This is a genomic window from Anabaena catenula FACHB-362, from assembly GCF_014698735.1.
Classification (GTDB): Bacteria; Cyanobacteriota; Cyanobacteriia; order Cyanobacteriales; family Nostocaceae; genus Anabaena; species Anabaena variabilis_A.
The window spans coordinates 62,404-74,836 of sequence record NZ_JACJTQ010000031.1; the positions used below are offsets into that span (position 1 = coordinate 62,404).

Annotated in this window: 12 protein-coding genes; 2 read left to right on the forward strand and 10 right to left on the reverse strand. The window is 39.5% G+C overall.

Features of this window, described 5'->3' with window-relative positions; all coding sequences use genetic code 11:
• Positions 1–11: 11 nt before the first annotated feature.
• Positions 12–1,724, reverse strand: a complete 1,713-nt coding sequence (locus H6G68_RS18575; RefSeq protein WP_190907966.1) for a diflavin flavoprotein — start codon at positions 1,722–1,724, stop codon at positions 12–14.
• A gap of 99 nt (positions 1,725–1,823) precedes the next feature.
• Positions 1,824–3,572 (reverse strand): diflavin flavoprotein, encoded by a 1,749-nt coding sequence (locus H6G68_RS18580; protein ID WP_190907967.1) that lies wholly within the window; start codon positions 3,570–3,572, stop codon positions 1,824–1,826.
• Between the two features lie 161 nt (positions 3,573–3,733).
• On the opposite strand from H6G68_RS18580, the gene H6G68_RS18585 reads away from it, so the two are divergent.
• Positions 3,734–4,495, forward strand: a complete 762-nt coding sequence (locus tag H6G68_RS18585) for a pantothenate kinase (protein WP_199332649.1) — start codon at positions 3,734–3,736, stop codon at positions 4,493–4,495.
• A 92-nt stretch (positions 4,496–4,587) separates the two neighbouring features.
• On the opposite strand, the gene H6G68_RS18590 is transcribed toward H6G68_RS18585, so the two are convergent.
• Positions 4,588–5,082, reverse strand: a complete 495-nt coding sequence (locus tag H6G68_RS18590) for an NUDIX hydrolase (protein ID WP_190907969.1) — start codon at positions 5,080–5,082, stop codon at positions 4,588–4,590.
• Between the two features lie 790 nt (positions 5,083–5,872).
• Between H6G68_RS18590 and H6G68_RS18595 the strand changes: the two genes are divergently transcribed.
• Complete coding sequence (locus tag H6G68_RS18595; RefSeq protein WP_016860072.1) at positions 5,873–6,037, forward strand: hypothetical protein; 165 nt, start codon at positions 5,873–5,875, stop codon at positions 6,035–6,037.
• 103 nt (positions 6,038–6,140) lie between these two features.
• Here the strand turns inward: H6G68_RS18595 and argH are convergent, their stop codons facing one another.
• From argH to ispF, 7 genes are all read right to left on the reverse strand, one after another.
• Positions 6,141–7,526: an argininosuccinate lyase gene (argH, locus tag H6G68_RS18600; RefSeq protein ID WP_190907970.1), complete on the reverse strand. Its 1,386-nt coding sequence runs from the start codon at positions 7,524–7,526 to the stop codon at positions 6,141–6,143.
• A 77-nt stretch (positions 7,527–7,603) separates the two neighbouring features.
• Positions 7,604–7,810, reverse strand: coding sequence for a hypothetical protein (locus H6G68_RS18605; RefSeq protein WP_190907971.1), 207 nt, complete (start codon positions 7,808–7,810; stop codon positions 7,604–7,606).
• 102 nt (positions 7,811–7,912) lie between these two features.
• Entirely contained in the window at positions 7,913–8,701 is a 789-nt protein-coding gene (larB, locus tag H6G68_RS18610) for a nickel pincer cofactor biosynthesis protein LarB (protein WP_190907972.1), read from the reverse strand.
• 109 nt (positions 8,702–8,810) lie between these two features.
• Positions 8,811–10,598 carry an ABC transporter substrate-binding protein gene (locus tag H6G68_RS18615; RefSeq protein WP_190907973.1) on the reverse strand — a complete coding sequence of 596 codons (1,788 nt, stop codon included), beginning with the start codon at positions 10,596–10,598 and terminating at the stop codon, positions 8,811–8,813.
• Between the two features lie 20 nt (positions 10,599–10,618).
• A complete protein-coding gene (locus tag H6G68_RS18620) occupies positions 10,619–11,245 on the reverse strand; it encodes a PIN domain-containing protein (protein WP_190907974.1) in 627 nt (208 codons plus the stop codon).
• A gap of 51 nt (positions 11,246–11,296) precedes the next feature.
• A complete protein-coding gene (locus tag H6G68_RS18625) occupies positions 11,297–11,773 on the reverse strand; it encodes a hypothetical protein (RefSeq protein WP_190907975.1) in 477 nt (158 codons plus the stop codon).
• Between the two features lie 34 nt (positions 11,774–11,807).
• A complete protein-coding gene (ispF, locus tag H6G68_RS18630) occupies positions 11,808–12,296 on the reverse strand; it encodes a 2-C-methyl-D-erythritol 2,4-cyclodiphosphate synthase (RefSeq protein ID WP_190907976.1) in 489 nt (162 codons plus the stop codon).
• Positions 12,297–12,433 lie beyond the last annotated feature (137 nt).

Sequence of the window (12,433 nt, forward strand, 5' to 3'; positions counted from 1 at the left end):
GGGTGGGATTCTTAATAATAACTCGCCGACTTGCGATGATGCACAGCAGTCACAGCATCTTGATTTAACACTTTCCCATCATTAACAGTCGCATAAACCAACCAATGATCACCGGCTTCCATGCGACTTTGGACAGAACACTCCAGGTAAGCTAAAGCACCAGAAAGAATTACACCGCCATTACTAGCTTCTTCCGTTGCTAAACCCGCAAATCTATCTTGTCCGGGGGCGTAAACCTTCATGAACTGCTTACGTATTTCTCTACCTTCAGCCAAAATATTGACGACAAATTGACTACCAGTGTAAGTCATTATTTCCATCGCCCGTTCTTTAGCTACCGCAATGGTTAAACCAGGAGGGCTGAAACTAGCTTGTGTCACCCAAGATGCTAACATCCCCGTTTTCACTTCTCCTTGAGTAGCGGTGACTACACACAGAGAACCAACTATCCGACCAACTGCTTGTTCTACATTAGTCGCGGGTTGTTTAGCCACAACTGCTCTTTTTGCTGCGCGTTTCAATGCTTGGGCGAAATCGGTTCCGGCTTCTTCGCAGGTTTGTAAGGTGACTTCATTGGGTTTGAACTTGACGCGAATGGTGTCAAAACCAAATCTGTAACCTGCGTCTTTGAGTTTTCCTTCAATTAAATCAACCGCTTCTCCACTCCAACCAAAGGAACCGAAAACACCAGCTAATTTATTATTTGTAGCGGTAGATAAGACAATTCCTAAAGCTGTTTGGACTGGTGTGGGTGCGTGTCCGCCTAATGTGGGAGAACCAATGACAAAACCAGCGGATTTTTCGACTGCGGCTTTGATTTCTTCGGGTTCGGTAAATTCGCAGTTAATGGATTCGACACTCACACCTGCTTTGGTTATACCACGTGCGATCGCTTGAGCTACAGTTGCAGTATTCCCATAAGCGGAAGCATAAATCAAAGCCACCGTCATATCAGCATTGGTTTGCTGTTGAATCCATTCTCGATAAGAGTGGGTAAGTTCCTGTAAAGCATACCTTACCAAAGGCCCGTGTCCAGTAGCGTATAATCTAATCGGCAAATCTGCCAATTTATCCAAAGCTGTTTCTACTTGTCTGGCGTGGGGAGCCATGAGACAATCGAAATAATAACGCCTATCTTCGTTAAAGACTTCCCAACCTTCATCAAATACTTGATCGCCGCAAATATGCGCTCCAAATAACTTATCAGAAAATAAGATTTCTGTTTGGGGATCATAGGTACAAAGTTCATCTGCATAACGGGGGTTAGGTGTAGGAATAAATTGCAAATGATGACCTTTACCTAAATCTAAAGTTTCATCTCCCCGCATTACTAGAATTGGCAAATCTTCGGTTTCTAAAGCGGCACGTAAATTTATTGCGCCTGGATTTGAACAAACAAAAGTAATTTGTGGAGCAATTTCTCGTAAAGCTTTTAATGTGGCGGCGCGGTTAGGATTGACGTGACCAAGAATTACATACTCAACTGCTTTGATATCAAACCGTTTTTGTAAAGCTTGGAGATAAATTTCGGTGAAAGTTTCTCCCGGTGGGTCAATTAAAGCAATTTTATCACCTTGAATTAAAAAAGAATTCGCTGTTGTCCCTTTAGCTAAAGCGTATTCTATTTCAAATCGTAACCTAGTCCAACTGCGCGATCTTAATATTGTTGTATCTGTCCCAATGGGGAGAATCTGCACATCACGAGGTTTAGTATTTTCTGACATGGTTTTATTTCCTTATAAGATTCAATAAAATCAAGAATTTGTGAATAACCCTCTTATCCCCCTCCCCGCAAGCGAGGAGGGGGGACAAGAAAGAATCATTTAATAGTGATTACCGACTTTGCGGTGGTGTACTGCTGTCAGTGATTCGGGTTTTGATACTCTTCCGGCGTAAACTGTGCTGTATACTGCCCAATGATCGCCGCAGTCCATTCTGCTGACTACTTCGCATTCCATATAAGCTAGTGCATCACCTAAAATGGGCGCACCATTTTCTGCTGGTTGGGTTTTCACTCCTTCAAAACGATCTGCACCGGGAGCGAACCGTTTTAAGAAGTGTTTCATCAATGGTTGATAGTTGCCTTCTTCTAATACATTGAGAACAAAGCGATCGCCTACTTGCATGAGTGATTCAATCGCCCGATCTTTAGCTACAGCTATGGAAAACCCTAATGGTTTGAAACTGGCTTGACTTACCCAAGAAGCTAACATGGCGCTAGATACATCACCTTTTTTGGCTGTGATAATATATAAACCGCCACTAATTCTCCCCAAGGCTTTATCTAAGTCAGCACCAAGGGATTTCATGGCTTTGATGCTTTTGTCTCTCGTTACCCACTGTCCTAAGTCGGTTCCCGCTTCTTCGCATTTTTTGAAAGTGTTTTCTGTCGGTGTTTCCCGAATTTCAATCACTGGGAAAGCAACATTCAAACCCGCAGCCCGAAATTGATTTAATAGTGGGTAAGTTGGTTCATCATTTCCACCACCGGTTTCAAAAATACCGATCGCTTGTTTTTCTTTGGCTGAACCTAAAACGGTGCTAAGTGCAGCTTGAATTGTCGGGTTTTCAGTGGCTGGGGGCATTCCCACAACTATACCTGTACAGCGTCCTACCAGTTCCCGCAACTCTTGTAAATCAACCGCTCCACCCAAATCGACCATTTCCACCGCTACGCCAGTTTTAGCGATACCGTTGGCGATGGATTGCGCCAAGCGATCGCTATATCCATACTCGGAAACGTAAAATATCCCCACCGGTGTTTCGGCTTTGGTTTGTCCTTGACTCCAACTGCGATAACGTCCGGTTAGTTCCTCAACATTGTGGTAGAGTAGGGGTCCGTGACCTGTAGCAATCATCTTGATAGTTTTCAATTCTGCCATCCGCTTCATCGCCGACAACACCGAACGGGAATTTGGCCCCATCAAGCAATCATAGTAATATTTAAAATCTTCTTCAATTGCAGCCAAGTCATCATCAAAGACGCTATCTGTGCAGTAATGCAAGCCAAAAGCATCGCAGGTGAAGAGAGTTTGGGTTTTGTGATCAAAGCTGAAAATGGTGTCAGGCCAGTGTAAATTAGGAGCAATAACGAATTCAAATTCGTGACCATTACCTAAATCCAAGCGATCGCCATTTTTGACAATTCGACGTTTAAATGGCCGATGTACCAAATCTTCCAGAAACTGAATTGCCACTTTAGAACCGACTACAGTAATATCAGGAGCCATAAACAGCAAATCTTTCACTAAGCCGCTGTGATCTGGCTCCGTGTGGCTGATAATTAAATAATTTATGTCCTCAGGATTGATTAAACCCTTGAGTGTATCAAAATAAAGCTGACGAAATTTTTCGTGAGACGTATCGACTAAAGCAATTTGCTCACCACGGATGAGAAATGAGTTATAGGTTGTACCGTTTTGCAAACCAAACTCAATATCAAAGCGATCGCGATCCCAGTCCAAAGACCGAATCGCTGTCGTATCTTCAGCAATCTCTACAGTCTGTATGGTGAGCCGTTTTTGCGGGGCTGTGTTTTCCTGTCCTTCATGTTTATCGGTGAGCAATACCATAACTCCCCTCCTTGACAAAATGAGTATTTGTTCCTCTCACTTTATTGTGACACGGGTTGAATGTTAGTTTTTCTTAAAAAACCTATGGCTCACTTAAGAAAGTTAAAAGTGTGAAACAGAATACCCACCAACAACGCACAGATAATCCTTGGCTAGGATTAATGATTGGTAATTCCCGCTTACATTGGGCGTTATTTGTTGACAATACCCTCAACTCAGCTTGGGATACAGACCATTTATCAGAATCTGATATGCAACAGTTAGCTAAAACAAATACTATTCCTCTCTCACCATCTTCTTCTCGTCCCATCTTCCTCTCTCCCAACCTCCCCATCACTCTCGTTTTAGCTTCCGTAGTTCCTAGTCAAACAAAACTTTGGCAAACTTACCCAAATGTGCGCTTAATTACCTTAAACAACATCCCTCTCAAAGGTATGTATCCCACACTAGGAATTGACCGCGCTATTGCTTTATATGGTGCAGGAAAAACATGGGGATTTCCCATTTTAGTAATTGATGCCGGCACAGCACTGACTTTTACAGGTGCAGATGCTAATCAGTGTTTAGTCGGTGGGGCAATTTTACCCGGACTAAGTTTACAGTTTACAAGTTTGGGGCAGAATACAGGACAATTACCATTATTAGAAACTCGTTTAATCACATCCTTACCTCCACGTTTTGCCATGAATACAACCGAAGCAATTCAAAGTGGAGTAATTTACACATTATTAGCAGGAATTAAAGATTTTATTCAGGCTTGGTTATCCTTATTTCCTGAAAGTAAAATTGCTATTACTGGCGGGGATGGTAATTTCTTTCAAAACTTTCTCCAAACCCATATTCCAGAGATTACAGAAAAATTAATATTAGAAAAGAATTTGATTTTTTTGGGCATGGAAAAAATCCTAATTGGAAATAATTAATTAGGAATATGAATTTTAAATATAAGTAAACATCAAAATTTACAAAAGCATAGATTTTAGATTTCGTCTTAAATCCAACATCCAAAATCTTATTATGCTAATGTTGTTAAGCCATTGAGGTAGTCTTGTAACTGCCGAGAGTGATCATGAGACATCTGTGGTTGAGGTAGAGAAGTAGAAGGGAACGCTTGAATTTCCAGAACTTCTAAAGTATCCTTAACCTGCATGATTCCTTGTACTTCAGCTTCAACCACAACACAAATTGAATGAATTCGAGGATCTCGATCTGGTGCGGAGTAAACTCCAACTAAACGCCGAATTTTCACTAATTCTAGTCCAGTTTCTTCCATCAACTCCCGCCGGACTGCATTGGGAATATCCTCCCCCCAGTCCACCATACCACCAGGTAAAGACCAACAACCATCATCGCTCCGTCGAATTAGCACAATTCGACCATCAGGTAAAATCGGGATAATACTAGTACCAGTAATGGGATGGCGAAAGATAATACCCAATACTGTTTGTCCAACGTGCCATAAGCTACGTGTAGACTTGATGACAGGCGTAAAAAAATCTAAAATTTTCAATCTTCAAATGTTTATGTTGTAGTCTATAATTACCTAACACTTACATCAACTCAAATAATAAAATATTGTTCGAGTTTTGTTTTATACAAAAATGTATAGTATTAGGGCTGTAATTCTCACGAATATACGTTGAATAAATCAATTTTAACATCTGCTTTCAGTAAATGCATGACCTTGATCAGTATGGTGGATTTTTAAACTGATCAATATTTATAGTTTTGTCTTAGCATTATTAGCACAGAGCTAAAACCTGATTATAAACTCTAATAAATACGAGGTTGGTAAAGTCAATTCAGGACAATTTGCTTAATAACATCAGTTGATTAAGTGTCTTCCTGATGAAATTATTAACTACTTATCTAAAAAAAGTATTCATATATAGGACTCCTATTTGATTTTTGTAAGCACAGTCTGCCTTTGCGCTTAGAAAATAGGTATACATCTACCTTCTTTGTTCCCTATTACCTATTACCTATTCCCTGCCTACATGAGTAGATATGGCTACGCCTCCCATAAGGGATACACAAATCAAATCGGATTGCTATATGATCAATTTTTTGTTTAAATCCAGAAAACACGTATAATCTCAAAGATAGATTATTTACGTACAAAGTTGAAATTTTGGGTAAATGATTCTAATTTTTGCTTGACATCACCTATTTTAATACGATAGGATGGTATGCTGTTTCTAATGTATTGATTTTTTGCACTAGGCTAAAAGTATATCAATAATATCGGTAGCTGATATTGCCTAGATGCCGATTTTTTGTTGTTTATTCATGAGGTGAATATGGCCAAGCGCCGTAACCCCAAAAAAGAAAAGGCGCTACGGAACCAGGCATATGCCAGAAAGTTTCGTAAACGGACTACGACAGGAAGAATGCAAAGAAGGTTCCAACAAAGACCTCCTAAGAGTGAAGAAGATGAAGGAGCAGCAGCAGTTGATGCTGAGTAATATGCCTATTTATTTCTCTACTCTTTGAGTATTTGCACTTTTAGGGTGTACTTTTGTACACCCTGAATTTTGCAATCTGAATTTAATTCTGAGTTACAAATACTCAGTTACTGATATTTGTACGGGCAGTGACGAGCGCTTGTCTTACTTGGGCAAAGCCAGTACCACCGTAACTGTTGCGGGCAGAAACTACTTGACGGGGAGATATTGCTTCATAAATATCAGCGGCAAATACTGGATGCAATTGTTGCCATTCTTCTAACTGCAAATCTTTGAGTAGTTTACCAGCAGCCATGCTGGTTTTTACGACTTTGCCGACAAGGTTGTAAGCTTCCCGAAAAGGTACACCCCGCGCAGCTAGATAATCTGCCACATCAGTAGCATTGGAAAAGTCCTCTGTTACTGCTGCTGCCAAGCGCTGAGTGCGAAATTCTAAACCTTCCCGTAATAAAATAGTCATTGCTTCTAGACAGGCTTTTACGGTGTTAACGCTGTCAAAAATACCTTCTTTATCTTCTTGTAAGTCTTTATTATATGCCAGGGGTAGTCCCTTCATAATCACCAACATAGCCTGGAGATGACCAAAGACACGCCCTGTTTTACCGCGCACTAATTCTGGTACGTCGGGGTTTTTCTTTTGGGGCATGATGCTGGAACCTGTGGCACAGCTATCTTTGAGGGTGACGAAACGAAATTCTTCTGATGACCACAGAATCACTTCTTCGGAAAGTCGGCTAAGGTGAACCATGATTAGACTTGCTGCACAGAGGAATTCGATCGCAAAATCGCGATCGCTCACTCCATCCAAACTGTTAGCATAAACCCTATCAAACTTTAATAGTTCCGCTGTGTAATGGCGGTCAATGGGGAAAGTAGTTCCCGCTAAAGCACCACACCCTAAAGGAGAGATATTCACTCGGCTACAAACATCTTCCAAGCGTTCCCAGTCCCGTTGCGCCATTTGAAAATATGCCAGGAGATGGTGAGCTAAACTCAGCGGTTGGGCGCGTTGCAGGTGAGTATAGCCAGGAATCAGGGTTTCAACGTGCTGTTCAGCTATATCGAGTAAAACAGTTTGAAATTCCCGTAAATATTGGCGAATGTGTTGAATTTGATCGCGGAGGTAGAGTCTGGTATCAGTGCCTACTTGGTCGTTGCGAGATCGGGCTGTATGTAGCTTTTTACCCACATCACCAACAATTTCTGTTAGTCGCTTTTCAACAGCAAAATGTACATCTTCGGCATCGATACCAGGCTGAAATTTTCTTTGACGGTATTCTTGGCGGACTTGTTCTAAGCCTGTAACTAGTTGCTCTCCTTCTTCTGGGGAAATAATCCCCGTGTGAGCCAGCATTTTGGCATGAGCTTGGGAACCAGTGATGTCATATTCGATTAATTCGATATCAAAACTTATACTGGCATTAAAACGAGCGATAGCTGGATGCAGTGCGGATTCAAATCGCTGGCTCCAAGTTTGTTTTTCAGTCATAAATCTGAAGAAAGAGGAAAAAACAATTTTAGATTTCGGATTGATGATAAATCCAAAATCTAAAATCTCAAATCAATTTAACCGTAACTAGTTAAACTCTTAAGCATATAGCCAATAATCAAACCAGTCAATAAAGCCCAAATTTGTCCGGTTTGGACAAATTGGCTCCAATTTCGTTGTATCTGACCCATAAGATCGGCATCACGAACTTGTTGAGCTAGGAAAGTGATGTCTACAGGCAAATGCCAAATTATCTGAGATATGGAATCACTCAAGTAGGTCATATTTTCTTTGGGCTGCGTGTTTGAGTTAACAGTAGCAGATGACATCTAAAGTTTAAGCGATAATACCCAATTATTTACCCTGAATAGTTTAATGTCATAACTTTAAGATGTTTGTGATGCCAAGCGTAATTTCTCTGAAGTCCGCAAAATTTGTCCCGCTAGAACTGCTGCACCAAAGCCATTATCGATATTGACTACACCTATGCCAGCAGCACAAGAGTTGAGCATTGTCAATAGAGGTGCTAAACCGGAAAAACTCGCACCATAACCAATGCTGGTGGGAACAGCAATCACGGGACAATCTGCCAAACCTGCAACTACACTAGGTAAAGCGCCTTCCATACCTGCTACAACTATTAATACTGATGCTGAATCAATCACGTGACGGTTATTGAGTAAGCGGTGAATCCCGGCTACACCAACATCCCAAAGACGCTGGACAAGAAAACCGGAAAGTTCAGCTGTAACTGCGGCTTCTTCGGCTACTGGTAAATCAGCAGTACCAGCCGAAAGAATGGCAATTTTGCCAGGAAATCTAGGTTCAATGACTGAGGGAGTAATGGCACAAATTCTCGCCAACTCAAAATATTGCAGTTCCCGCACCTTTTTTTGCAGTGCGGCATAAACATCAGGGGAAATGCGGGTGGCCATGACGACAGAACCACGCTGACGCATAACTTCCATAATTTGAGCAATTTGATCAGGTGTTTTACCAGGCCCCCAAATCACTTCTGGGAAACCAGTTCTTAGCTGACGATGATGATCGATTTTGGCAAAGTCACCTACAGATTCATAGGTTAAGTCTTTGAGTGAGTCTAATGCCATCTCTGGGCTTACTTTACCATTGGCGACGGCTTCTAAGAGCGATCGCAAAGCTTCAGGTTGAGTCACAGCAATTTTTGGTAATGGGTAATGGGTAATGGGTAATGGGTAATTGGTAATGGGTAATTGGTAATTGGTAATGGAAAAATCATAAATTCTTACCCATGAATACTAATGACTATTGTTTAATTTTAATTTCATGAATGTTCCAAAAAGCACCACCAAGGGACGAGAATTTAATGCCTTCAAAGCGATCGCGGACAGCTACCAACGAATAAGGATTTACTAAATAAATCGTGGGCAAATATTCTTGGGTAATCTGCTGACTTTTGCTATAAATCACCTTCCGTTTTGCTTCATCTAACTCCTTTGCACCTTGAATATAGAGTTGACCAATTTCTGCTTCCCAAGGAGAAACCTCCCAACCTTGAATTGGTTTTTGTCCTGCTTGTGGTTTCTGATTAAATAAATGCGATCCACCTTCGGGAGACCAAAGATTTGCACTATCATTTGGTTCTAAACCAGCACCAAATCCTATTAAACCAGCATCCCAGTCGAGGGTGTTGGAAATCTTATCTACATATGTATTCCATGCCATTGGCGTGAAATCAACTTGAATGCCAATTTTGCTCAAATTTTGTTTAATTTGTGATCCCATCGCTTCCCGAATTTTGTTTCCAGCATTTGTAATTAAAGTAAAGCGAACAACGTTACCCTCAGCATCTAATACTTGACCTTGTTCATTATATTTAAATCCTCCTTGAATTAGCAGTTGCTTGGCTTTATTTGGATTGTAATCATAAACTTTCAGTCCTTCTTGAGGCGATAAATAATAGGGACTTTTTTCATAAATAGGTGAATTTTGTAATTTACCTAAACCTCTAAATGTATTATTAATCATTGTTTTCCTGTCAATCGCATAGGCTACAGCTTGCCGAAATTCCACCGTATTAAACCACCGCGACTTAACTGGATCAATGAGTGGCTTACCATTCCTTTGCCCTTTATTCAAATTGAAGAACAAAAATGTTGTACTAGAACTAGGTCCACCATTATATATTTTGAACTTCCCTTGTTTTTCTTGAACTTTCAGCAAAGAAAAGTAATCAGGAGACACCCCCACAGTATCTAATCCACCAGAACGAAATTGGAGCAAGGAAGTATCGGTTGATTCCACAATTTGCCAAACTATCCTTTCAATATAAGGTAAAGATTTACCTTGAGCATCCTTGCGCCAGTAGTAAGGATTTCGTCGGAAAATTACACGTTGACTAGTATCATAGCGGTCTAGTTTATAAGGTCCATTGACGATGATTTGATCTGTCGGAGTATCTACACCCCATTTAGTCAGAAATGTTGGTTTACCTTCATTATCTTTTGTTTTGATTGATTCTTTAAGAGCATGGGCTGGTAAAATACCATATGCTGTAGCACTACGCAAAAATGGTGCAAATGGTTCTGGAACAGTAAACTCAACTCGTCGATTATCAACTTTCCGTACAGCAATCAACTTGCGATTTTCACCAATCTTGAGGGTGTCTCTTATATCAGTAGGAATATCTTCATTGAGATAAATATCGTTATAAGTAAACACCACATCATCAACTGTTAGTGGTTTTCCATCAGACCATTTTAGATTCTCACGCAAAGTGAAAATAATTTTTAACTTATCATCAGAAATTTGCCATGATTCTGCTAAAGCTGGCTCAATTTGACCAGTTTCATAGTTTTCGTTAGTTAATCCTTCATAAGTCAAACCAAAAATGTTGGGAGATTCCGCATTTAGTGCATAGTTAAAGGTTTTAGGATCACTGAGAATACTAGTTACTAATTGCGGTACTTGAGCAGCCTCACTTTTTAGCTTTGTTGGGTTACAAGCAGTAATTGATATTGCTGTAAAGGAAAGAAGAGTTATGAGTAAAAAAAAGCGTTTTGTGTGATTGATTATTTTTTTAATTAATGTCATAATTTATTCGCAGTAATCAATTAGGATGATTGAGAATTTAGCCTACCTAGAAAGTTTTTAGTATTGCCAAAGTATTCTATACCTGCACTATTTAAAATTTGTTGTACATTCTCTTTTCCAAAGTCCTTGGTGTTACCACTTATGAAGACTTTTCGCTCGTTAGGATGCTGATTTGCATGACTCAAAATACACTGTAATATCAAGTTATCCATCAGATCATTCTTGATTAATAATGTTTCTTTCTCTAGGAAAATCTGCTCTGAGATTGCCTTAATTATACTGCCATTAAAATTTATATTTTCTGCATTTTCAATTAGTAAATTTATGATTTCAGAGAAACGGTTTTGAATATTATTTAATAATAGTGTGTTTTCAATTGATGCTTTTTGTAAATGCCGAGAAAAAGATTTAGCGTGAATAGATGTTTGATCACGTATTGATTCGTTAATTTGTTTATCCATTTCTGCTTGAAATTTTAATTGATATTCCTTATCCTTCCTGTATGTATTAATTGCTTCAATATAACAAATAGCGGGTATGGTTATACGCATTGATGGAGGAGGATAACGCAGTAACTTTTCTGCTTCTAAGTCTCTTCCTTTGGCGACAGCCATGATAATATTAGTCTCTATGTATAGTATCAGCACCTGATTTTTCCTAATAACCTAATCAAAAGTATGTAAGTGTAAATATGTTACTCAATTTCTGATTATGTAAGTATGTTCTTCTCCTTCTATTAATGACAACAACCCAATTTTGGCTACTTCATTATACGCTGGTGGCCTATCTGAATTCCAATGATATGCTAAATCTCTTAGCCAAGATTGAACAAGAGTTTCTAGATGAAAATTAAATATTCTTTTTTGACTAAATTCCGGATCGTAGATGCTGAGTATATCATTTGTTTTCAGAGATATTGAATCTTTGATATTTTGCTCTTCAGTCAATGAGAAAATATTAATTTCTTCCAAATCAACTAACATACCGAAAGGAATATCTTTTTTGATATCCTGTTTAATATTCTGCAAGTAGTATGTTTTCAATTGAGAAATAGCATTTTGCTTGAAAATATTTTCTAGTTTTTCGGCTTTTGTTTCAACTAATAAAACAATATTTTCATTCCTATTCCTAAAAGGGAGATATTGTGAAATATTATCAGAAAATTTGATATCCATATCATTGTTTCCTCTAATTCAGTAAATAATTTAACTAATCACCCGCTACCAACAAAACCACAGCGTATGCACAAATACCTTCTTCTCTCCCAGTTGGTCCGAGTTTTTCATTAGTAGTAGCTTTGACACCAATTCGATTTGGTTCTACTTCTAAAACTGCTGCTAACTTATCCCGCATTTTAGAAATATGGGGTTTCAATTTCGGACGTTCAGCCACAACGACAGTATCAATATTTCCTATTTTCCAACCTTGGTCACGAATTAGCTGGTGTACTTGAGTTAATAGTACAAGACTATCAGCCCCAGCCCATTGGGGATCGCTAGGTGGGAAATAATGACCAATATCGCCCAAAGATAAAGCGCCTAGCATCGCGTCCATGATGGCATGAGTGAGAACATCAGCATCACTGTGTCCTAACAAACCTAGTTCATGGGGAATGTGAATACCGCCTAAAATTAAATTGCGATCGCTCACCAATCTGTGAATATCGTAGCCGTTACCAATTCTTATGTTCATAGTCATTAGTCATTGGTCATTGGTCATTGGTCATTAGTCATTGGTCATTGGTCATTGGTCATTGGTCATTGGTCATTGGTCATTGGTCATTGGTCATTGGTCATTGGTCATTGGTCATTGGTCATTGGTCATTGGTCATTGGT